This is a genomic window from Candidatus Endolissoclinum faulkneri L2, from assembly GCF_000319385.1.
GTDB lineage: Bacteria > Pseudomonadota > Alphaproteobacteria > Thalassobaculales > Thalassobaculaceae > Thalassobaculum > Thalassobaculum faulkneri.
The window spans coordinates 550,073-574,435 of record NC_019566.1 but is presented as its reverse complement, the minus strand read 5'-3'; the positions used below and the strand labels follow the sequence as shown (position 1 = coordinate 574,435).

Below are 24,363 nucleotides of genomic sequence, written 5' to 3'. Positions count from 1 at the left end.
GTTTACTTTTTAAAGGTGCTCAGCTTTAATGAGAATTTTTGTATAGATTGCTGCTTTTATTATTGAATAGGTCACAATTGACGCAAATTATAAATTTGCGGGAAAAATTTTTTTTTGTAAAATGATAGTTTTTATATGAAAATTTTACTATTTTCTTTGGCTTAGTTTAACTTATTTAATTAAAAAAGTTTATTCACATTAAATTTTTCCGAAGAATTTAAATGTATGTTTGATAAATAAATAATAAAATTGATAATAAATTAGGTCATTAAAACCGTTAGGATATTGCTTTAACGTATCAAAATATATAATTTTGTAACAAGTAGCGGAATAATCAATTAACCGTAATGTTATATTACAAGAAAAAATTTATATTGACCATCAATATAACAGCAATTTGCTAATGTTGTATAGCAATATTTAGTATTATTTAGTATTATTCAATATTATATTTGATATATACACGATACCCCTAGTCAGTTCGAGTAGATAAATTTTAGCTTAGCCCTATTTAGAATCAATTAATTTTCTTCTCTAAACCCATGAACTCAGCTATGCTGATAGCATATACAAACTAAAAAATTAAGTAATATACAGCAGTTATTTCTCAAAAATCAAGCTAAGCATATCACTCAGGCTAAGACACAGTAGCTTCTTAAAAATCATATCAATTGTCTTAGCTAGAAGGTGATTGTTTTAAAGACAAACTATATAAAACTAACAATATAATAAGTTAATTACCTTTTATTACAGAAAACCTTCTTTCAGATCGCCAAGTGCGATCTTTACTTAGCGTGAGAGCGATGTCAGCTATCCAAATACCTGGAGCTAAAGTGTTTGGTATTCTAAATCGGCCACTTGATACAAAGGGAATATTAATTATACGGTCTTCAGTACGTGTTACTGGTCGACCGATTCGAACGATACCATTAAGAATCTTAATGCCCTGTCCAGATTTATCGGAAAGAGCTAGAGTAAGTTGATTTTTTACCTGTTCAAAAGTTAAAATGTAACCTAAAGCCTGTTGCTCACGTGCATCAGCGATGCGAGTGTTAAATTGCTGGCTTGCCACATAAGAATTATCTACTATTAGACCAGGCCAAGTTCTATTAGCTAGGATAGCCAGTATCACATTAACCGTTATTATAAGTCCAAAGAAAAAAATTAAGATCATCAAGACACGCCGGTCAGTCATCTTTAAAACAATTCGTCCGCCTAGAAATGACTAGCAGTTTAGTATTTATTACTTGCTACAGTTATCTATAAGAAAAAGTAGCAGTATATTCAGCTGATTCAGAGCTAGTATTATCTTGTATTTGGAACCGAAATTTTCTCTCTACAACTTTATTCCTTTTAGGATTGGCAATTATAAATAGCCGCTGAGCTAGCAGGCTATCTGGCTTAACATTAAGCGATATTTTATGGAATCGGTCATTTTTTTTCTGTGGCATTATTATCTCCCCATCAATGAAATCATTAACGGTTAGGGTGAATGTTCTGTGTTTTGGAATCATATTCAGTATTTTTACAGTATAGCCATTACGAATGCTACCGTCTGATAGGCGTACAGATACGGGATTACGATCATGCAGGACGTTAATCTTCAAATGAGAGCGTGTGGTCAACATGATAAGCATGGTAAAGCCTATTAGCACCCATATAGCAAAGTATATAATCGTTCTTGGCTGCTGCAGGATTGTGCTTATAGTCGTATGCTTAAATTTAGGTTTTAAAATTTCTTTATGTTCATGAACTAATTCAGAATTAATGTTATCAAAGGCCAGCTTCATGTTTTGCTTATAGTTAGCTAGCGTAGAGTAGGAGATTAACCCTTTTGGCTTACCTAACTTTTCCATCACTTTATCACATGCGTCAATACACAGTGCGCAAGTAATACACTCGAGTTGTTGACCATCACGAATATCAATTCCCATAGGACAGACAGCAACGCAAGCGTTGCAATCGACGCAATCTCCACGAGAGACAGGGATATTGTCTGAGGCGCTAATAGGCTTATGGATCTTGGAGTGACGAGAGCGAGGTTCACCACGCCAGTTATTGTATGTTACTGTTAACGAATTTTCATCTAGCATAGCCGCTTGGATGCGTGGCCAAGGGCACATATAGGTACATACCTGTTCGCGCATTAAACCACCCAGCGAATATGTAGTGAAGGTGAGAACAGCTATAGTTCCATAGGCAACTATTGATGCGCTGCCATTTAACACTTTTAATAGCAGTGTTGGTGCATCAGCAAAATATAAAATCCAGGCCCCCCCGGTTGCTACTGCTATCAGCAGCCATACAATATGTTTGCTGATTTTTTTAACTATCTTTGTTGGGCTAATGGCTTCTTTATCCAGACGCATGCGTTTATTACGGTCTCCTTCTATAAAACGCTCAATTAAAAGAAACAAGTCAACCCAAACAGTTTGTGGGCAAGTATAACCGCACCATGCGCGGCCGATTGAAGATGTGACCATGAACAAACCAAGTGCCGCCATTATCAACAGACTAGCGATATAATAGAATTCTTGCGGCCAGATTTCGATCCAGAAAAAATAGAAACGGCGATGATACAAGTCGACAAGTACTGCCTGATTTGGAGAAAATTCTCCGCGATCCCAACGCAGCCAAGGGGTAACATAATAAATGCTAAGAGTGATTAGCATTACTATCCACTTAAATCGACGAAATATACCGTTTATACGTTTTGGATAAATTTTTTTACGTGAAACGTAAAGGGGCTGTTGCTTGTCGTAGCGGTTGACAGGCTCAGCATCAAATTGTTCGATATCTTTTATACCAATATTGTTCATCACATTCTTAGCTCATAAAGTATTAATATCGATTACTCGCCACCTCCTAGTCCATGTACGTATACGGCGAGTTCTTTCACTATAATATCACCAAGACGATTACCCCAAGCGGGCATTATACCATGTTGTGGGTTAATTATTTGGGATAAAATTGCTTTTTTACTTTTATCATATAGCCAAAGTTTATCTGCTAAATTTGGGGCTCCTACTTCATTGATTCCTTTGCCATCATCGCCATGACATGAAGAACAGTTTTCAGTGAAAACCATAGCTCCTAGAGCTATCACACTTTCTTCATGTTCTAAGCCAGATAGTGAACAAACATAGTTAGCCACCGCTATTATTTGCTCCTCTGACAAGATTTGGTCACGTCCAAAGGCAGGCATTTCAGAATATCTAGTATCTTCATCGGCTTCATAACGAATGCCGTGGCGGATTGTTGTCTCGATCTGGTTGATGGATCCACCCCATAGCCAATCATCGTCGTTTAAGTTGGGATAGCCAACTCCACCTTGTGCTCCAGAACCATGGCATTGTGAACAGTAAACTTTAAAATTCGAGGCACCGCCTGCTGCTGCGAAGCGAGCCAGCTTAGGATCAGACTGAATATCACTTACATCCATGGTCTTAATCAATTCTAACATTGTTGCGTGACTTGATTTCACTGCTGCCATCTCATTCTCTAGTTCTTTGCGACTGGAGTAATTAGAAAGGCCTTCAGTATTCCTTTCTATTAAGGGAATAGCAGGATAGTAAACAGCATAACAAATAGCAAATAGTATGGTAGTATAAAATACATAAAGCCACCAGCGAGGAAGGGGATTATTGAGTTCTTTAATTCCGTCCCACTCGTATCCAGTAGTTTCGACTTTGTTGACAACATGATCCTCTTTTTTGCTCATTATTTATTTGCTGTTAATTATGAATAAAAGCTTCATGTTAGTAGAGTAAAATTTACTAAGTCAAAATGAGTGAAAAATTCATAAGTATAAAAAATTAACTATATACAAAGTATATCATAACTTATAGCTCATTAAAGCTTAAGGTTTATTACATTAAGCTTATGAAAATTATTCTAAATTCATCTTTGCCCTAAATCTAAAGTTGAAAAATCTACTAAAGTCCCAAGCATCTGTAGATATGCAACTATGGCATCCATTTCTGTGAGTTGGGTTGGATTACCGTCAAAATCGCCAGTTTTAGCCTTAGGGTAACGCTTTAGCAGTCCTGTTGTATCAGCGCTTGGATCTGCTTGGGCTTTTATATCGGCAAATGCGTTCTCGATCATCTCCTGATTATACGGGACTCCAAGTAATTGATTAGTTTCCAAGTGGTTTATAATATCGCTTACATAGAGCTTGTTTTTTGCTAGAAATTTGTAAGATGGCATTATTGATTCCGGTACCAATGAACGCGGATCTGTCAGGTGCTGAACATGCCACTTGTTAGAATATCGCCCTCCGATACGAGCTAGGTCTGGACCGGTTCGCTTAGATCCCCATTGAAATGGATGATCGTACATACTTTCAGCTGCTAGAGAATAATGGCCATAACGCTCCACTTCATCACGAAACGGTCTGATCATTTGACTGTGACATACGTAGCAACCTTCACGCTGATAAATTGCACGACCTTTTAATTCTAATGGTGAGTATGGACGCATGCCTTCCACTCGTTCAATAGTATTTTGTAGATAAAATAGAGGAACAATTTCAACAATTCCGCCTATGCTGATCACTAAAAAAGAAAGGATGAGTAATAGCGTCGCATTAGTTTCAACACGATGATGCTTGTCTAGGATCGACATTAGCTTTCTCCTAAATTCAAGCAGGGCGCTCCAATACAGTGAGGCTTGCCTTCGCATTACTTTTACTAGCTAGTATAGTCATACCTATATTATAAGCCATGACTAAACCACCCAATAGGTATAGGATGCCGGCAATGGTGCGTGCTACGTAGAAAGGATGGATAGCATCAACAGTTTCAGCGAATGAGTAGACCAAAAAACCTTCAGGGTCGTATTCGCGCCACATGAGGCCTTGCATAATTCCGCTAACCCACATCACGCTAGCATAGATAGCTATTCCTAATGTAGCAAGCCAGAAGTGCCAGTTTACCATCTTTAACGAGTATAAATTATCGCTTCTAAATACTTTCGTAGTTAAAAAATAAACAGCTCCGAAAGAGATCATGCCTACCCAACCAAGTGCTCCGGAATGTACATGACCTATGGTCCACTCAGTATAGTGGCTTAGAGCATTGACACTTTTCACAGCTAACATAGGTCCTTCAAATGTTGACATTCCGTAAAATGCCAGTGCCGTTACCATCATGCGTATGATTGGGTCAGTGCGGATCTTATCCCATGCCCCGGACAGGGTCATTAGTCCGTTAATCATCCCACCCCACGATGGCATCCACAACATGATCGAGAATACCATGCCAAGAGTTTGTGCCCAATCAGGCAGAGCAGTATAGTGTAGATGGTGTGGACCTGCCCATATATATAAAAAGATCAGCGACCAAAAGTGCACAATGGAAAGTCTATAAGAATACACTGGCCGCATAGCCTGCTTAGGTATAAAATAGTACATCATGCCTAAAAAACCGGCAGTCAAGAAAAATCCAACCGCGTTATGCCCATACCACCATTGAATCATTGCATCTTGTACGCCAGAAAATAGTGAATAACTTTTTGAGCCAGTTAGTGATACAGGAATCGCTAAGGCATTTATCACGTGCAATACAGCGATTGTGAAAATGAACGCTAAGTAAAACCAGTTAGCTACATAGATATGCGGTTCTTTACGTTTAATGACTGTGCCGAGGAATACGACCAAATAAGCAAGCCAAACAACTGTAAGCCAAATATCGATGTACCATTCTGGCTCGGCATACTCCTTGGATGTACTATTGCCAAGTAGGTAGCCAGTTCCCGCTAGGACGATAAATAGTTGATATCCCCAAAAAACGAATAAGGCAAGATCACCGCCAAATAAGCGAACACGGCATGTGCGTTGCACTACATAAAAACTGGTACAAAGCAGTGCGCTACCACCGAAAGCAAAGATTACTATTGAGGTGTGTAAAGGACGGACACGTCCAAAATTAAACCATGGTGCAATATTAAAATCTGGCCAAGCAAGCTGAGAAGATGCGAAAACACCTACAGCAAATCCAAGGACACCCCAAAAGACAGTTGCAACTACACCACTGCGTATTGGACCGTCCATGTAACTATTTAGATTAATATTATCTTCGTCACGACCAATCAACCAAAATGCTATCGCAACCGCAAAAATTAAGAAAAGGTAAGAATGAAACTCATAAACCACATCTTTTGCGTTGGCTGCCATGAATAAGGCTAGAAAACCAGCGCAGGCTGCTATGGAAAGTTTAATTGCTTTATGCATGATTCTTAATTTCTTAACTTAATTTTCTTTTCAGTAAAAGGGAAAAGTAGTTTTCCCCAAAACTGTTATTTTTTAATTTGTTATTAAAGAATATAGTATTTAATGCACAATAATATTTTAAAAGCATGCTTTAGTTATTTTTGCTGTACTCTTGGCAAACATGAATTCAACAAAATTTTAATCAAAAAAATTGAAGAGCTGTGCATTGAGTAACACACACAGAAAAAAATTCCACACTTAACAAACTTTGTAAGTTTAAGTTATGAATTTAATTACAAGTATACCTTAAAATAAACAAGAATAATCTTGTAGAATTAGGATTTTTTAAAAAATTTATAAATAAAAAACTAAAAATCTATTCGCTTTTTGCTACGAGTTGGTAGAATTCGCGGCGACATTCATAATTGTCTTTAAAGCAACCCAGCATGCGCGTTGTGGTCATGCTTACTTCTGGCTTATGTAAGTCTCGAGTGCTCATACAGTAATGTTCAGATTCGATGATTACAGCGACCCCCTTAGGAGCTAGCACATTGTCAATCGCCTGAGCAATTTGAGCTGTTAATCTTTCTTGTATTTGCATACGCTTGGCATAAACATCTACTACTCGAGCTAATTTAGAAATGCCGACAACTCGCTCACTGGGAAAATATCCCAGATGAGCAATACCAATAATTGGTAACATATGATGTTCACAGAACGATTTAAAGCGAACATTACGCAGCAATACAATTTCGTCATATCCATCAACTTCCTGAAATGTATGAGATAAAATTTCGTCTGGATTGTAGAGATATCCAGAAAATAGTTCATTATAATAATTAACTACTCGTTTTGGAGTATCTTGGAGACCTTCGCGATCTGGATTTTCTCCAACAAATTCAATTAGTGTACGTACCGCACGCTCAGCCTGATCACGCGTAGGGCGGTTTTTGCTAGTCGTCACTACCATTGCTGTCTCATCATAACGATGAATTGTTCATACGCAAGCATACTGATAATCCTTTGCTTCACTGGAATTAGGGGTAGAATGTGTTTGCGATACGAAAAGGAGGATTGCGAAGATAGTTGCTAGCTGTTAAATACCCTCTTGCAATAAAAGAAAAAACAAATTTAACCGTACACTGCGAATATAGTTATATACAAAAATTTTTTGCTTAGTGGAAAATTATGCTTGATAAATCGTTAACTACTTTATCTCTAATGACTTTGTTTTATCACTGTAATTGAATTACACTCAAGCGATAATTACACAGCAAAATAATCGTACATTTCTGCATAAAACAATTTATCTGGCAATATTATTTTTAGCTGAAATTAAATTAATTATTAGGAGCACCAACAAAAAAAACTTAATAATTTTTATTGCTATAAAAAATTACAGATAAGAATATCTATATTGGATAGTCTTTTCATAATGTTTAGATAAAACATTGCTTAATCTAATATAATTTTGGTATAATCTGTAATTCGTTAATAGCAGTTTTATATTGTTTTTCATAATTAATTATTTATTGAATAAGACCAAGATAAAATTGGTTATATGAATGAATAAATTGATTAGTTGAGGTGGATTCGAATTGTCACTTTAACTTTTCGTCAGTAGTATTGTATAATAATTTTTAGTATTTTTAAAGTTTACTACGTTGCATTAAATCTTACTTAATATTTATTTTAGTAACAATTAATATTTATTAATATTTTAATGAAAACAGTAAATATTAGCTGAAATTTTCATTTCGCTAACAAGGCTTAATTGCAACTTGCCTATTAAAAAACTGACACAAAAAATATTTTGATTAATTTTGGCTTTTAGTAGCAAGTTAATTGTGCCAGTAATTATTCCTTAACTTTATTATTTTAAATAAAACTATTTACTACTAGTAAATCTATTTTGTATAAAAAATATATTGATCAAAATTACTACAAATACTTCTAGCGCAATTAAAACTTGTTTTCTAATACTAGCATACACTAGACTCTTCGAGAATTTAACTTATAGAAGAGTGAAATTATGGAATACTGTGATCTTATTGTGCGAGGCGGTGAAGTTTTCACTCCATCAGGACTAGAGCGGATAGATCTCTTAATAAATGACGGTAAAATTTCTGCGATTGGAAGCCTAGCAACAAACGAAGCCAATGAAGTAATCAATGCCTCGGGCTTAACTGTTATACCAGGCGTAATTGATACTCACGTTCATTTTCGTGAACCAGGTTTCCAACACAAAGAAAGTATTTACCACGGCTGTCGTGCAGCTGCTAAAGGTGGAGTCACCACAATTTTTGAAATGCCAAATACACTACCACCTACTGTATCTGAAATTGAGCTTAATTACAAACTTGCACGTTCACAAAAAGGTGCCTGGTGCGATTACGCTTATTTTATAGGTGCAACTCAAGAGAATATTCGCACGTTAAGAAATCTTGAACTGGCCAGCGGCTGTGCTGGTATTAAGATATTTATGGGTTCATCCACTGGCTGTCTCCTAATAAACGATGAAGAACTGCTAGCCAAAGTTCTAAACAACGGTAAACGAAGAGTCGCCATTCATGCAGAGGACGATTGCATACTCCGTGAAAGAAAGCAAATTGCTAAAATTTGTGGTCATCCACGCGCTCATCCAATTTGGCGATCATCAGATTCTGCATTGAAAGCCACCCAACGAATTATTCGGTTAAGTACTCAATCAAGGCGCTTGTTACACATGTTACACATCAGCTGTGCTGAAGAAATAGAATTTTTAGCTGAACACAAAGATATTACCACAATTGAAACCACCATCAATCACCTTAGCATGGTTGGTCCAGAATGTTACGAGCGGCTTGGTTCACTAGCTCAAATAAATCCTCCAGTACGCACGAAAAATCATCAACAAGCCCTTTGGTTGGGGATCGATAACTGCACTATAGATGTAATAGGATCCGATCACGCACCACATACCTTAGAGGAAAAACAGCTACCTTATCCATCTAGCCCTTCTGGTTTGCCTGGAGTACAAACAATGCTCCCATTGCTACTAGACCATATGAATGCTGGTCGTTTGACTTTAGCCAGATTAGTTGACTTAACCTCAACAGGACCAAATCGAATTTACGGCATTGTCGGTAAGGGGCGAATTGCCAAGGGCTGGGATGCTGACCTAACATTAGTTGACCTCAATGCCGAGCGTGAAATTACCAACAAATGGATTGAGAGTAAGTGTGGATGGACGCCTTTTGATGGCAAAACGGTAATTGGATGGCCAATATTTACCGTTTTGCGTGGAAATATTATTATGCGCGAAGATGAGCTTATAGGAAGCGCTCTCGGCAAACCAGTACGTTTCCAGTCAAGCTTAGAAAACTTCTAAGATATTTCTCAAAACTTTTTAACAGCAGGATGATGGTGTTGGCATCATAAAACACCTAAAATTTAATCCTGATACAATAAATACTGTAAAAAAAAGACATGCAATATTCGATATTTCTATTGTTTAAGCGTGTAAACAAATCCTAATGCTTTATCCAATCTACTAAATTGATGATTACTGTAAAATTAAGTAATCACTAGTATAGTAGTCTAAAAAGTAATTTTCCTTTTTCTTTTTAAGGCGCTTACACAATTTTACAAAATGGTAGAATAAGAGCATTTTGTTGCGTTTGATTATATAGAAAAACGTAAATTATAATAGAAGCCTCGTGCTCACTCTTCCAGCAAAACAGCAGCTACTTTTTTAGATCACTTGAATTATCTGTGATATAGTTATCCGGCAGCAAAATGCGTTCCGCAGCTCCTTCTAAATCATCAAATTGCCCTGATCTAAGAGCCCAAAGAAAAGCTAAGAGTCCAATCAAACCAAGAGCCAGGGCTGCAGGAATTAGTATCGATAATATTATCATGTACAAAAATTTTCGCAGCTTGGTTTAATCAGATAAAAATTACAGATTTTCTTCATAGCTATCGATAATACAACACTCAAAATGGTGCATAAAAATCATCTAACCAAGTTACCCGGTAAGGTGAGTATTTTTAGGAAAAAAATCAAGTGGAAAGTAATTTTTAGCTAGTAATCAACAAGCAAAATTAACTTACCTAATATATAGCATAATCACTATAAATCCTCATGTCATCCTTCTTTGTAGTTCACCCAAAGTACTAAATTTCTAGCGAGCAATATAATTTTCAGGAAATGTGGAGCATTTTTATGTTTCCATAAAACGGTAAAAATATTCTACTAATCCGACAAACAAGGACAGAGTTCGACACACTAAAATATTTTTTGACAAAAAGGTTTAGGAATTAAGCATTTTGCAACTTATTAATACAAAATTTGATCAAATCTTACAAAAAAAATTAATTCATCTTTAATTAAGAAAAAATATTTTAAGGCTATTACTTGATTAACCACTAGTGTAGATTTATGATAGCGATATAGGTTAATAGTTTTGTAAAAAAAATTTAAAATGTATCGTTAAACGAAAACATATATATTTTTTAGAATATCATATTCATTATTAATAAATAATTCTTAGTTAATTTAACAATTATTGAGTATCTCAACTACGAATGTTATTGTGCTTTTATTTTTTATAAAAAATGTTGCGTTTTATTAAAAATACTATGCATTAATTATACTTATTTTAAGCAATAAGGCTTTAATTAGTTTTAAATCAACTAAAATGTATAGTGTAATTATTTTTTATTTCATCAAATACATTAAATGTTTTTAAAGTGATGATTAAAATTTTGATATAACTAAAATGATTGTACAAAACAAATTGCTGATTAATTAAATTCATATCTGTTGATTTTGTCTAAAAATGGGTCATTATGCTAAAAAATGAGAAAATCATCTCCTTGCTATATCAGTAGATAACTACGCATCACATTCAAAATAAAAGTAGCTTTATTTTGGAAAAGCGGGTGTGGTGAAATTGGTAGACACGCTGGATTTAGGTTTCAGTGGCTCAAAGCCTTGGGGGTTCAAATCCCTCCACCCGCACCACATAACATTAAAGTAAAATATTTACTTGAGCATAGTGTCTACGCTATTTAACTTAATAACTTTTAATGTGTGCATATTTTCGAGCGGGATTCTAATTTATGCAAGTGACGGAAAGCCTTTGCGCTGAAATGATGCGCGAATTCACTATAGTTATTTCAGCCAAAGAATTAGAAGCTGAGCTAACTGACCAGTTAGCTAAACTCGCTCAGCAAGTAACTTTGCCAGGATTTCGTCCTGGCAAAGTTCCACATGTTCTGCTAAGACAGCGCTACGGTGAAGTGCTTCTTGACGATATAGTTAAGAATTCAGTTATCAAAAGCTCACAACGTACCATAGAGGAGCACAAACTTCGTCTCGCACATCAACCGAACATTGAGATTATCTCTTACGAAAAGAATAGTGACCTAAAATACAAGCTTTTAGTCGAGCTTATGCCTCAAATTAAAGATATTGATTTTTCTGAAATAGAGGTTGAGCGTTTGATAGCACTACCTAATGATGGCGAAATAAATGATACTATTAATCGAATGGCAGAAAGTCAAAGAGAGTCCGTACCAATAAAAAAATCACGACTTTCTAAGTTAGGTGATGTAATAGTCATAGATTTTGATGGTAAAATTAACGGCGAATCATTTGAAGGCTGTATAGGAAAGGATTATTATATTAAACTTGGCTCTAACAAATTTATCCCAGGCTTTGAAGAACAGTTAATGAATACGAGAGCTAACGAGAGTAATAAATTAATTACTGTTTGCCTTCCTCTAGACTACCCCGACTCCGCTCTGGCTGGTAAAGAAGCAAGATTCAATGTTACAATAAAGGAAATCCGCGAGCTAAAGCCAATTGAAATTAATAACTCCTTCGCTCAAATCTTTGGAATGGACTCACTGAATAGCTTAAAAAAAGCGATTGGCGAAAAAATAAAAAGCGAATGTCTAGTTGCTACGCGCAATCACCTAAAATTCCAGTTACTTGACGTTCTTTCTAAAGAAATCTCCTTTATAGCTCCATCGCAAATGGTGAAAAAAGAATACGATAAAATCGTTAGTCAGGCCTTTCAATATTCAAGCAAAAAAGATGGTTTTCTTGCGCTGCCCGAAGAGAAAAAAAACAAAAACCATAAATACGATCATAGTGCTATTAAGATAGTCAAAAATTATAGATTATCTGAGCAAGATGAAATTAATTATCAGAGCATTGCTGAACGCCGAGTGCGCCTTGGCTTGCTATTATCCGAGATTGGCCGTCAAAATAATATACAAGTGACTGATGAGGAAGTTTCGCGTTCGATCTCTGAACAAGCAAGCAGATTTCTGAGTCAGGATCATGTTATCTTTGACTCATATCGTAAAAACAAAGCTGTTATAGGTCAAGTTAGAGCATTGCTGTTAGAAGATAAAGTGATCGATTTTGTGATGAAGTCTGCTAAAGTTAAGGACAATAACGTAAGTGTGGATGAACTTTTTTGCGCTTTGGACGCTAACAAGCAGGGCTTAAAGCCGATGAGTAAACAAGAAGAAAGTCAAGAAAAATAATAGAGATCTTAGTCTTAACATAGATAGCAAGAAAAAACCTCAGCTATTTTAATGTTAAAAATGACCTTAATCTCTAAGTACGCAAGATTAGATTGGTTTAACAATGCTGCCGCTTAATTGCCCATCTAACTATTAGAGATACTGGTGCTGAAGCTTTCAATGGCCCATATTGTCCTTTGTATGATAGAGAAAATTTAGATTGAGTAATAATTGATAGCCGGAAAATAACGGTATTAACAGGAATTAAGGAAGAGGTGCAATGGCCGATCCGGCCGAATTTTACATGAACTACCTAGTGCCAATGGTGGTTGAAAGAACAAATCGTGGTGAGCGTGCTTACGACATATACTCTCGTTTACTCAAAGAACGAATTATTTTTGTTATGGGACCAGTGAATGATGCAGTTGCAAGCGTGGTATGTGCACAGCTGTTATTCTTGGAGGCTGAAAATCCGACTAAAGATATTTCTATGTATATTAATTCGCCTGGTGGAATAGTTACTTCTGGGCTAGCTATGTACGACACAATGGAATATATTCGCCCTGATGTGTCAACTGTTTGCATTGGTCAAGCTGCTTCAATGGGATCTTTGTTGTTAACCGCCGGAACAGCTGGAAAGCGTTATGCACTAAAAAATTCTAGAATAATGATTCATCAGCCATCTGGGGGATTTCAGGGTCAAGCTACTGATATTGAAATACATGCCCGTGAAATATTAGCAGTGCGCTCACGTCTTAATCAAATTTACGTGAAACATACTGGCCAGAAATTGCACAAAATCGAGGAAGCTATGGAGAGAGATAATTTTATGACACCAGAGATCGCAAAAAGTTTTGGCACAATTGACAAAGTAATCAACAAACGTACTGATCTTATAAAAGATGATATGGTCTAACAAAAGCGATGGCATTATTTATCATAATACATGAAAAGCTGAATTTGATTCCTCCTCTCTGAGGAGAGGAGGATATTGGCATAGATTATTTATGAATTAAATATATCGAAAACTAAAATTAGCCTAAGTCCACATTCATCACTTACCGTCAAAAAATGATGTTTGCACTGTAGTTATATACTACAAGTAAGAACATTACAATTGCGTTGAATTAGGTATATAGGGCTGTAAACCATGAACAAGCCTGCTAGCGGCAAAGACTCCAGCGAATCTAAGAGTACTTTGTACTGCTCATTCTGCGGAAAGAGTCAGCACGAGGTACGCAAACTAATCGCTGGACCGACTGTATTTATCTGCGACGAATGCGTCGATTTATGTACAGAAATTATTCGCCAGGAACATCAGACAACACTAATTAAGTCCCGTGATGGCGTTCCCACTCCTCAAGAGATTTGTCAAGTGCTTGATGATTATGTGATAAGTCAGTCTACAGCTAAACGCATACTTGCTGTAGCTGTGCATAATCATTATAAACGTCTTAAGCACAGCCAAAAAAACAACGACGTTGAGCTGGCAAAGTCAAATATTTTGCTAATTGGTCCAACAGGTTGCGGCAAGACTTTGCTTGCTCATACTTTAGCCAGAATCATTGATGTACCATTTACGATGTCAGATGCTACTACCTTAACCGAGGCCGGTTATGTAGGTGAAGATGTAGAAAATATAATACTTAAGCTGGTTCAGGCTGCTGATTATAACGTTGACAGAGCTCAGCGCGGTATTGTATATATCGATGAGGTAGATAAAATTAGTCGCAAATCGGATAATCCTTCAATAACCCGTGACGTATCGGGCGAAGGAGTTCAGCAAGCTCTGCTGAAAATTATGGAAGGTACTGTTGCTAGTGTGCCTCCCCAGGGGGGGCGCAAGCATCCTCAGCAAGAATTTTTGCAAGTAGATACAACTAACATTTTGTTTATTTGTGGTGGTGCTTTTGATGGAATAGAAAAGATTATTTCTAAGGATTCTTCGATTGGATTTGAAGCTGATATCCGACCAGCAGATAATCGTCGTACAAGCGAAATATTAAAAGATATCGAACCAGATGATTTGCTTAAATTTGGTTTAATACCTGAGTTTGTCGGCCGATTGCACGTCTTAGCAACACTTGAAGATCTGGATAAATCAGCATTAATCGAGATTCTTACTAAGCCAAAGAATGCCTTAATCAAGCAATATCAAAAGCTGTTTGAAATGGAAAACGTAAAGCTTGAGTTTCGCGATGATGCTATGTGTGCTATCGCACAGAAGGCTATCGAGCGAAAAACTGGTGCTCGTGGTCTGCGATCGATACTGGAAAGTATCTTGCTTGATCTAATGTATGATCTACCGAACGCAGAGGATGTTGAAGAAATTATCATAAATGCTGATGTGATTGCTGCAAATGGCAAGCCAATATTTGTTTATGGAGAACGTTCCGAAGAAGCAAACACTGGTGTGTAAATCAAAAGTCTTGATCCTTAGGGTGTCGCGCGCCACCTAATATGTTTCGTGCGCATTGTTCATGACCCTCGTGAAGCGCTACGATGTTGTACATCGCGAGGGGAACGCTTATTATCGAGGGCAATTAACGTGACCGCAGGAAACGAGGTCTACCCAGTCCTACCGCTCCGAGACATCGCAGTGTTTCCGCATATGATTGTACCGCTCTTTGTAGGGCGAGACAAGTCTGTGCGGGCCCTCGAAGACGTTATGAGTGATAATAAAAAGATTCTGCTCGTAACTCAACGTAATGCTGCCGACGACGATCCTGCACCAGATGATATATATCAAATTGGTACCATAGGTACTGTTTTGCAGCTTTTAAAACTCCCGGATGGAACAGTAAAGGTCTTAGTTGAGGGGGGGAGTAGAGCGAAAATTCACCGCTACACTTCCAATGTAGCTTTCTTTGAAGCTGAAGCAGAAGTTATAGAGGAAGATGAGGGAGATAAGCAAGAAGTTGAAGCCTTGTCTCGTGCAGTAATTAGTCAATTTGAGCAATACATAAAGCTCAATAAAAAAATTCCACCCGAAGTACTAATGTCTGTGAACCAAATAGAAAACCCTGCACGACTTGCGGATACGATTGCATCGCATCTTGCTTTAAAGATTTCTGACAAGCAAGAGCTTCTAGAAAGTGTTGGGGTAATGGATCGTTTAGAACGTGTTTACGGCTTTATGGAAGGTGAAATTAGCGTTCTCCAAGTGGAGAAGCGGATTCGCACTAGAGTGAAGCGGCAGATGGAAAAAACTCAGCGCGAATATTATCTTAATGAGCAAATAAAAGCTATTCAGAAAGAGCTAGGAGAAACTGATGAGGGGCGCGATGACCTGTCTGAGTTAGAAGAGAGAATCAACAAGACCAAATTCTCTAAAGAAGCCAAGGAAAAAGCTGTTCAGGAGTTCAAAAAACTCCGTAACATGAGTCAAATGTCCGCTGAAACGGCGGTGGTACGTAACTACCTTGATTGGCTAGTTAATGTTCCCTGGAAAAAACGTTCCAAGATAAAAAGCAATCTCTCTCATGCAGAAGTGGTACTTGATTCCGACCATTATGGTTTAGAAAAAATTAAGGAAAGAATACTAGAATACCTTGCAGTTCAAGCTAGAGTGGGGAAAATAAAAGGTCCTATAATGTGCTTAGTTGGTCCTCCAGGCGTTGGCAAAACTTCACTTGGTAAATCAATTGCTAAGGCAACTGGTCGCAATTTTGTTCGTATGTCTCTTGGCGGAGTGCGCGATGAGGCTGAAATACGAGGTCACCGACGAACTTATATAGGCGCTATGCCAGGTAAGATCGTTCAAGGTATGAAGAAGGCTAAAACTTCTAACCCGTTATTTCTACTTGACGAGATCGATAAGCTTGGTCAAGACTATCGAGGTGATCCATCTTCAGCCCTTCTAGAGGTACTTGATCCAGAACAAAATAATAGTTTCCAAGATCATTATCTCGAAGTAGATTATGATCTTTCAGAAGTGATGTTTATTACTACCGCAAATACTCTTCGAATGCAGCAGCCGTTGCTTGACCGCATGGAGATTATCAGGCTTTCTGGCTACACTGAGTATGATAAGGCGCAAATCGCGCGTCATCATCTAATCGATAAGCAAGTTGAAAATCATGGCTTAAGAAAAGATGAGTGGACAATCTCTGATGAAGCTCTGTACGACCTAATACGTTATTACACTCGCGAAGCTGGCGTGCGTAATTTGGAACGTGAGCTGGCCAATCTAGCTCGTAAAGCGGTTAAAGAAATTTTACAGAATGATAAGAAAGAGGTATCTGTTACCCTGGAAAATCTTGAAGATTTTGCAGGTGTACGTCGATATCGCTCCAGCGAGATAGAAGAGTCTGACATGATAGGTGTTACCACTGGTCTAGCCTGGACTGAAGTTGGTGGCGAACTTTTGTCGATTGAAGCTTTGACTTTGCCTGGTAAGGGTAAAGTAACTTCTACTGGTAAACTTGGTGATGTGATGAAAGAATCAGTTCAAGCAGCTGAGTCATTCGTAAAATCCCGATCGCTTACCTTTGGAATTCAACCTAGAGTTATTGAAGATTGCGATATACATGTTCACGTACCAGAAGGTGCGACTCCAAAAGACGGGCCGTCGGCAGGCGTGGCTATGGTTACTTCCATAGTGTCTGTTCTAACTGGTATTCCAGTACGTAGGGATTTAGCTATGACCGGAGAGATAACACTTCGAGGTAGAGTATTACCGATAGGTGGATTAAAAGAAAAGCTTCTCGCTGCTTTACGAGGTGGTCTAAAAACCATATTGATTCCTAAAGAAAATGACAAAGACATGGCGGAAATTCCAGATAATGTCAAGCAAGCTATGGATATTATTCAAGTTTCGACAGTTGACGAGGTAATTGAACAAGCCCTGACAACACAACCAGTGCCAATTAATACTACAAACATATCTTCAGACAATTCTAGTATAGAAAACTTATCAAAACCGATAACTTTTGAATGCGTAAAAAATATAGTGACGCACTGAAGCTAGGAGTGCTATATTTAACAGGATTTATTTTAATACATATCTGTCATACATGTAACTTAGTTGGACTATAAGGTAATGATACTTACCTAGCAAATCTTTGTTATTGTAACAAACTTTGACTGCAAAAGAAAAGTATAAACCATTAATGCTTAAAATATTTACAATAAGTCTATATCTTTAAAAAGATTTTGTTACTCGTTTAATCTGGATAATGTAGCTAGAATTTACCATCCAATGGAGTTAAAAATTTTGAGTATCTCACTACTAGATTTCTTAATACGAGTAATTAGTAACTGAAGATGCAATTAGTTTTTAAGGTAGATTTTTAAAAATCTGTTAAACTTTGCTTTTAATCTAGATTGTTTTAGTTTATTAGTTGAGAGTTTAAAAATGATTTTTCAGGGCGGTTAGCTCAGACGGAAGAGCAAGCGGTTTACATCCGCTAGGTCGGCGGTTCAAACCCGTCACCGCCCACCACTTTTTAGTCAAACTGTTTCATTGAAAATTGTTGGTTGTACGCGTGTTTTTTAATGCAGTGATATTATCTGCGATGAAATGTTGTGCCGCAATGCTATAAGAAAAAAAATAATTGGCGTTTATTTAGTAAATATCCAAAGAGCAGACTATGAAATCTTATTAATAATTGCCATTAATAAGCAATGAGTTAGTACATATTTACTGCAAATCGTTATTACGATATAGATGCTGGCGCAAATTTGATTATGTTAGTGAGCAGCTGTGTTTTTTTGAATAACACTATGCTGGCATTTAATATTTTAAGTTGAAATGCTAGTTTTTAGTTTATTCGATAACTAAATCGTCTCCTAACTATCTGTATCAAAGATGAGCTCATCTAATAGCTGTAATTATTTTGGTATGCTGCGCAAATTGACAGCAATCTTAGCTAAAACTATTATCGATTTGTTTTTTACTTAATGATTTTATCAGAATTCTAAATGAACTAAATGTTTACTGATGAGGAGGTTTTGCGGAATGTTTTTTATATTGGACAATTTAGAGAATAACTTTCTTGTTAGGATAATCCAAAGCAGAATTAATTAGATAAAAATATTATTGTAAAACTTATATAGTAATGTATGCATTAATTGTTATTCTGATTTTAAAGGAATTGTGTAACTGGTGTATTATAATTAGATAAATGTCTTTTTTAGGATTGTTTAATGATTATCTTGGATACGCATAGAAATGCGTATTAATGAACAACAAACAGATATTAATCATTTGCATATTCTAATTACTATAGCAATAACTTTATTAGCAGTTATAATACTGAGACAGGAGCAGTCATATGACTGCTCCTGTCTCAGTAGGCCACACTAAAGAGTTTTTTTTCTTGCCCGTGAATACTAATACAGAGTATTATGTCTATGGTTAAATTATGTGGTTGAGATTTTGTCAAATTAGCTTTGCTATATGCATTTTATATCTAAATGCATATTTTTAGTATAACTATAGTAGTTAAATAATTTTTAGACCATAGCTCTTTACTGTTGCCTGAGTAACGTTCTTTTAATAAAATGTCAGCACAATGGATTGAGTGTTGGTTATAACGCAATTACTAAACTTTAAGTATTGAATTACTTTTAAAGTGTCTTAAAAGGGGGTGTAGCTCAGTTGGTCAGAGCGCTGGCCTGTCACGCCAGAGGCCGCGGGTTCAAGTCCCGTCACTCCCGCCATATAATAGCTTTTTGTAGCGGTGGTGGACAAATTAAATCTTTGTAAATATTTTTACATCATTGATTAAGAAAATCTCATATATTTAGTAAATATATGCGGCAGATAGGCGCAAAGGATAATAAGGCAAATTGCTCTATTATTTATTATATCGCGTAGCAAATACAGAATAAAATATTACAACAAATTAGTGCCATCTACTCGTAATGTAAGATTGGACTTTCTATGAAATCCACTTTGACTGAATACCTTCCTATACTAATGCTAATCATGTTATCTATAGTATTATCGATTGTACTGCTCATATTGTCTCTTGTTATTGGTGTTCGACGTCCTGATTCAGAAAAACTTTCTGCCTATGAGTGTGGCTTTGAAGCTTTTGATGATTCTAGGCAGCAATTTGACGTACGTTTTTATTTGGTCGCTATTTTGTTTGTTATTTTCGATCTTGAAGTAGCCTTTTTATTCCCTTGGGCAATTTCGCTTTCAAACATTGGTTCATTTGGGTTTTGGTCGATGATGGTTTTTCTTGCTATTCTGACAGTAGGATTCATCTACGAATGGAAGAAAGGAGCTTTAGAATGGGAGTAATGCCATCCAGCGATTTAATTCCAACTGATAATAATCAGGATCTTGTCCTGTCCAGCGTTGGTGAACAAATACAACACAAGGGATTTTTTGTTACCCAGCTTGACAAGCTTTTTAATTGGGCACGTACTGGTTCACTTTGGCCGATGACTTTTGGTCTGGCGTGCTGTGCAGTTGAAATGATGCACACAGCGGCAAGCCGATATGATTTAGATCGCTTCGGTATCATTTTTCGTCCTTCGCCACGCCAGTCTGATGTTATGATTGTCGCTGGTACGTTAACTAATAAAATGGCGCCAGCATTGCGCAAAGTTTACGACCAAATGGCTGAACCGCGATGGGTAATATCCATGGGTTCTTGCGCTAATGGTGGTGGATATTACCATTATTCCTATTCAGTTGTGCGAGGATGCGATAGAATCTTGCCGGTAGACATTTATGTGCCAGGCTGTCCACCAACAGCCGAAGCCTTGTTGTATGGCATTATGCAACTTCAACGAAAAATCCGCCGCACTACAACAATTGCTCGTTAAATTGTAGAAATTTTAAATTAGTTTAGTAAACTTTTGCCGCTTAGTGTCTAAGGATGATAACAAGCAAAAAAACAGAGACGCAAAAAAAGCTTAAGAAATTAGCCAACTACATCAAAATGCAAGTTGGTAGTATTTTGAGTGAGATCGCTATTAACAAAGAAGAACTTTTACTGCGTTGCTCATTAAGCAATCTTATCAAAGTATTAATTTTTTTACGTGACGATACTCAATGTCATTTTAAAGCTCTGATAGATATCTGTGGAGTAGATTATCCGGAACGTAGAAATAGGTTTGACATAGTATATAACTTGCTTTCTACTAGCTATAACACACGTATCCGACTAAAGACGTCAACTGACGATAATACTTCGGTTCCCTCGGCTACTAGCGTTTTTCGCTCCGCTAATTGGTGGGAGCGTGAAGTATGGGATATGTATGGTATTTTTTTTTCTGATCATCCTGACTTACGCCGAATATTAACCGATTATGGATTTGATGGTCATCCGATGCGTAAGGATTTTCCGCTAACTGGACATGTTGAGGTTCGTTATGATGATGAGCAAAAACGTGTCGTATATGAACCGGTTTCATTAGTACAAGAGTTTCGCAATTTTGACTTTTTAAGTCCTTGGGAGGGAGCGCGTCCGCTGTTGTCTGATCTCAAGAATAAAAAAGTTGAAAAATGATTTGGTGAATAATGGCAGAGTTGCAAATTAAACCAATCACAATAAATTTTGGACCACAGCATCCTGCAGCTCATGGGGTTTTGAGGTTAGTGCTTGAAATGAAGGGCGAAGTAGTTGAGCGTGCAGATCCTCATATTGGCCTGCTACATCGTGGAACTGAGAAATTGATAGAGCACAAAACATATTTGCAGGCATTGCCGTATTTTGACCGACTTGACTACGTTGCACCGATGAATCAGGAACATGCCTACGCGCTTGCGGTGGAAAAACTGCTTGAACTTGAAGTGCCAAAGCGAGCACAATACATCCGGGTGCTATACGCAGAAATTGGTCGTCTGTTGAACCACTTACTAAACATAACAACCTTTGCTCTTGATGTTGGCGCTATGACGCCGATGCTGTGGGGATTTGAAGAGCGGGAAAAGCTTATGGAATTTTATGAACGTGCCTCAGGAGCACGTTTGCACGCGGCCTTTTTTCGTCCAGGTGGAGTGCATCAAGACCTTCCAACAAGCTTGCTTGAGGACATACAATCTTGGGCTGACAACTTCCCGAAATTCATTAATGATCTGGAAAACCTTCTAACAAACAACCGGATATTTAAACAGCGCACTGTCGATATCGGCGTAGTAACCTATGAGCAAGCTTTAGATCTGAGTTTCTCAGGTCCTGTGCTGCGTGGAACCGGAGCAGCCTGGGATTTACGTACGGCGCAGCCTTACGATTCGTATGAAGATTTTGATTTTGATATACCTATTGGCAAAACAGGTGACTGCTATGCTCGCTACTTGGTGCGCATCGAGGAAATGCGTCAATCACTAAAGATCATTCATCAAGTAATCGCTAAGATGCCAGATGGTCCAGTCAAAGCACTGGATCACAAAGTCACTCCCCCAAAACGGAATGAGATGAAATCTTCTATGGAAGCCCTTATCCATCACTTTAAACTATATACTGAAGGCTATAGAGTACCAGCAGGCGAAACATATACTGCTGTCGAAGCTCCTAAGGGAGAATTTGGCGTTTTTCTAATATCTGACGGAACTAACAAGCCATATCGTTGCAAAATACGAGCACCAGGATTTGCCTTTTTAGCAGCATTAGATTTTTTGGGAAGAGGGCATATGCTAGCGGATACGGTTGCAATCATTGGCTCGCTAGATATTGTATTTGGAGAAATTGATCGATGACCATTAAGGAGATAGCTGATGATAATCTCCAACCGAAAAGCTTCGAGTGGACAGATGAAAGTCAATTAATGATTGATAATACATTAAAGCAGTATCCAGTTGGACGTCAAGCCAGCGCTGTAATCCCATTATTGAATATTGCTCAACGTCAGAATTCTAATTGGTTGCCAATAAAAGCGATAGAATTGATTGCAGATACTCTTGATATGCCAAGGATTCGCGTTTTAGAAGTTGCGACATTTTATACAATGTTTAACCTTATTCCAGTAGGTAAGTGGTTTTTACAACCATGTACCACTACACCATGTTGGTTGAGAGGCTCTCACGAAGTAATGTCATGTATTAAAGACAAGCTCGGCCTATTCGAAGATTACGCTACTACGTCAGACGGTCAGTTTACTTTACTGGAAGTTGAATGTTTGGGTGTTTGTGCTAATGCGCCTGTATTGCAAATAAACGATAATGTCTACGAAGACCTTAATTATGATCTAACAGCAAAACTCATTCAGAACTTAAAGAACGGGGAAAGGCCTAAATATGGTTCAATGTCAAATCGCCAGGGATCAATGCCAAAGGACGGCCCGACATCGTTGATTTCGTTGAAAAAAAGCGATGGAGTACCAGCTTGGTGGGCAAAAAAAAAACCAGCGGCTAAGGGGTAAAAGTTGCTAAGATGCTGAAAGACAAAGATCGAATTTTTACTAATCTTTATGGTTGGTTTAGATCGGATATTGTGGGTGCGCGAGAACGCGGCGACTGGTCTAATACGACAGAAATATTAAAGATGTCCCAGGAGAAGATAATCGATGTGGTTAAATCTTCCGGCTTACGTGGGCGCGGAGGTGGAGGATTTTTAACTGGTTTAAAGTGGTCCTTTATGCCAAAGGAAGTAAAAGAAAGGCCGCATTACTTAGTAGTTAACGCCGATGAGTCAGAACCAGGTACCTGTAAAGACCGTGAGATTGTGCGTCACGATCCTCATAAGTTAATTGAAGGATGCCTCATCGGAGGATTTGCTATTCGTGCCTCAACAGCATTTATTTACCTTCGCGGCGAGTTTTACAATGAGGCATTAATTCTACAAAAAGCTATCGACGAAGCATACGATGCTGGTTTAATCGGTAAGAATGCTTGCGGTTCAGGCTACGACTTCAACGTTATTCTACACCGAGGTGCTGGTGCTTATATATGTGGAGAAGAAACCGCTCTGCTAGAATCACTGGAAGGAAAAAAAGGACAACCGCGTCTAAAACCACCTTTTCCCGCGAGTATTGGCCTGTACGGCTGTCCCACCACAGTTAACAACGTAGAGTCAATTGCAGTAATTCCCACTATTCTGCGACGAGGAGCAGGATGGTTTGCTAGCATTGGTAGGCCAAAGAATTATGGTCCAAAGATTTTTTCTATATCTGGGCATGTGAACAATCCATGCAATGTAGAAGAGGAGCTCGGCGTTCCTCTCAAGGAATTGATTAATAAGCATGCAGGTGGCGTAATTGGCGGATGGGATAACTTGCTTGCAGTGATTCCTGGTGGTTCCTCAGTACCGTTATTACCAAAATCAACTTGTGACGAGATTCTTATGGACTTTGATTCATTACGTGAGGTGCACTCTGCCCTTGGCACTGCAGCAGTAATTGTCATGAACAAGCAAACTGACGTAATAAAAGCGATTGCTCGATTAAGTGCTTTTTACAAACACGAAAGTTGTGGTCAATGCACTCCATGTCGCGAAGGTACCGCGTGGATGTCTCGTGTCATGCAAAGAATGGTGCGTGGTGATGCTGATATCGAGGAAATTGACATCCTGGAAGACGTAACCCGCCAAGTAGAAGGTCATACAATTTGCGCATTGGGTGACGCAGCTGCATGGCCAATTCAAGGAATGATCCGAAATTTTCGTCCTGAAATGGAACGTCGAATAATAGCTTACAAAGCTAATCAACAAGTAAAAAGCATTACTTAAACTACTAAA

Annotated in this window: 18 protein-coding genes and 3 tRNA genes; 14 read left to right on the top strand and 7 right to left on the bottom strand. The window is 37.7% G+C overall.

Translation table 11 applies throughout. The features are described from left to right. Positions 1-733 precede the first annotated feature (733 nt). The 6 genes from A1OE_RS04145 to folE form a co-directional block, all read right to left on the bottom strand. Positions 734-1,195 (bottom strand): FixH family protein, encoded by a 462-nt coding sequence (locus tag A1OE_RS04145; RefSeq protein ID WP_015088310.1) that lies wholly within the window; start codon positions 1,193-1,195, stop codon positions 734-736. Between the two features lie 61 nt (positions 1,196-1,256). Further along, entirely contained in the window at positions 1,257-2,819 is a 1,563-nt protein-coding gene (gene ccoG, locus A1OE_RS01775) for a cytochrome c oxidase accessory protein CcoG (RefSeq protein WP_015088309.1), read from the bottom strand. 32 nt (positions 2,820-2,851) lie between these two features. Beyond that, positions 2,852-3,721, bottom strand: a complete 870-nt coding sequence (gene ccoP / locus A1OE_RS01770) for a cytochrome-c oxidase, cbb3-type subunit III (protein WP_015088308.1) — start codon at positions 3,719-3,721, stop codon at positions 2,852-2,854. A gap of 179 nt (positions 3,722-3,900) precedes the next feature. Next, positions 3,901-4,626 carry a cytochrome-c oxidase, cbb3-type subunit II gene (ccoO, locus tag A1OE_RS01765; protein WP_015088307.1) on the bottom strand — a complete coding sequence of 242 codons (726 nt, stop codon included), beginning with the start codon at positions 4,624-4,626 and terminating at the stop codon, positions 3,901-3,903. Between the two features lie 16 nt (positions 4,627-4,642). Then, complete coding sequence (ccoN, locus tag A1OE_RS01760; protein ID WP_202802558.1) at positions 4,643-6,052, bottom strand: cytochrome-c oxidase, cbb3-type subunit I; 1,410 nt, start codon at positions 6,050-6,052, stop codon at positions 4,643-4,645. A 535-nt stretch (positions 6,053-6,587) separates the two neighbouring features. Continuing rightward, on the bottom strand, positions 6,588-7,181 hold the full coding sequence (folE, locus tag A1OE_RS01755; RefSeq protein ID WP_015088304.1) for a GTP cyclohydrolase I FolE: 594 nt from the start codon (positions 7,179-7,181) through the stop codon (positions 6,588-6,590). Between the two features lie 1,062 nt (positions 7,182-8,243). On the opposite strand from folE, the gene A1OE_RS01750 reads away from it, so the two are divergent. After that, positions 8,244-9,581, top strand: coding sequence for a dihydroorotase (locus tag A1OE_RS01750; protein ID WP_015088300.1), 1,338 nt, complete (start codon positions 8,244-8,246; stop codon positions 9,579-9,581). Positions 9,582-9,936: 355 nt separating this feature from the next. On the opposite strand, the gene ccoS is transcribed toward A1OE_RS01750, so the two are convergent. Next, the gene (gene ccoS / locus A1OE_RS01745) at positions 9,937-10,110 is read right to left on the bottom strand and encodes a cbb3-type cytochrome oxidase assembly protein CcoS (RefSeq protein ID WP_044283226.1); all 174 of its coding nucleotides are present in this window, start codon (positions 10,108-10,110) and stop codon (positions 9,937-9,939) included. A 1,020-nt stretch (positions 10,111-11,130) separates the two neighbouring features. Here ccoS and A1OE_RS01740 point away from each other — a divergent pair. The 13 genes from A1OE_RS01740 (at position 11,131) to nuoF (ending at position 24,354) form a co-directional block, all read left to right on the top strand. Beyond that, a tRNA-Leu gene (locus A1OE_RS01740) sits at positions 11,131-11,216 on the top strand. Positions 11,217-11,314: 98 nt separating this feature from the next. Then, positions 11,315-12,751 carry a trigger factor gene (gene tig / locus A1OE_RS01735; protein ID WP_015088298.1) on the top strand — a complete coding sequence of 479 codons (1,437 nt, stop codon included), beginning with the start codon at positions 11,315-11,317 and terminating at the stop codon, positions 12,749-12,751. A gap of 259 nt (positions 12,752-13,010) precedes the next feature. Beyond that, entirely contained in the window at positions 13,011-13,646 is a 636-nt protein-coding gene (gene clpP, locus A1OE_RS01730; protein WP_015088297.1) for an ATP-dependent Clp endopeptidase proteolytic subunit ClpP, read from the top strand. Positions 13,647-13,880: 234 nt separating this feature from the next. Beyond that, positions 13,881-15,149, top strand: a complete 1,269-nt coding sequence (gene clpX, locus A1OE_RS01725) for an ATP-dependent Clp protease ATP-binding subunit ClpX (protein WP_015088296.1) — start codon at positions 13,881-13,883, stop codon at positions 15,147-15,149. 129 nt (positions 15,150-15,278) lie between these two features. Beyond that, positions 15,279-17,693, top strand: coding sequence for an endopeptidase La (lon, locus tag A1OE_RS01720; RefSeq protein ID WP_015088295.1), 2,415 nt, complete (start codon positions 15,279-15,281; stop codon positions 17,691-17,693). Positions 17,694-18,097: 404 nt separating this feature from the next. Next, positions 18,098-18,173 (top strand) — tRNA-Val (locus A1OE_RS01715). A 1,143-nt stretch (positions 18,174-19,316) separates the two neighbouring features. Next, positions 19,317-19,393: transfer RNA gene (locus A1OE_RS01710), tRNA-Asp, on the top strand. 223 nt (positions 19,394-19,616) lie between these two features. Beyond that, a complete protein-coding gene (locus A1OE_RS01705) occupies positions 19,617-19,982 on the top strand; it encodes an NADH-quinone oxidoreductase subunit A (protein ID WP_015088292.1) in 366 nt (121 codons plus the stop codon). Then, positions 19,973-20,512 carry a NuoB/complex I 20 kDa subunit family protein gene (locus tag A1OE_RS01700; RefSeq protein WP_015088291.1) on the top strand — a complete coding sequence of 180 codons (540 nt, stop codon included), beginning with the start codon at positions 19,973-19,975 and terminating at the stop codon, positions 20,510-20,512. The genes A1OE_RS01705 and A1OE_RS01700 overlap by 10 nt, the downstream gene beginning before the upstream one ends. A 56-nt stretch (positions 20,513-20,568) precedes the next feature. Continuing rightward, positions 20,569-21,198, top strand: coding sequence for an NADH-quinone oxidoreductase subunit C (locus A1OE_RS01695; protein WP_420885807.1), 630 nt, complete (start codon positions 20,569-20,571; stop codon positions 21,196-21,198). An 11-nt stretch (positions 21,199-21,209) separates the two neighbouring features. After that, positions 21,210-22,388 carry an NADH-quinone oxidoreductase subunit D gene (locus A1OE_RS01690; RefSeq protein ID WP_015088289.1) on the top strand — a complete coding sequence of 393 codons (1,179 nt, stop codon included), beginning with the start codon at positions 21,210-21,212 and terminating at the stop codon, positions 22,386-22,388. Next, complete coding sequence (locus A1OE_RS01685; protein WP_015088288.1) at positions 22,385-23,050, top strand: complex I 24 kDa subunit family protein; 666 nt, start codon at positions 22,385-22,387, stop codon at positions 23,048-23,050. Before A1OE_RS01690 ends, A1OE_RS01685 begins: the two co-directional genes overlap by 4 nt. Before the next feature lie 11 nt (positions 23,051-23,061). Beyond that, positions 23,062-24,354, top strand: coding sequence for an NADH-quinone oxidoreductase subunit NuoF (nuoF, locus tag A1OE_RS01680; RefSeq protein WP_015088287.1), 1,293 nt, complete (start codon positions 23,062-23,064; stop codon positions 24,352-24,354). Positions 24,355-24,363: the final 9 nt, after the last annotated feature.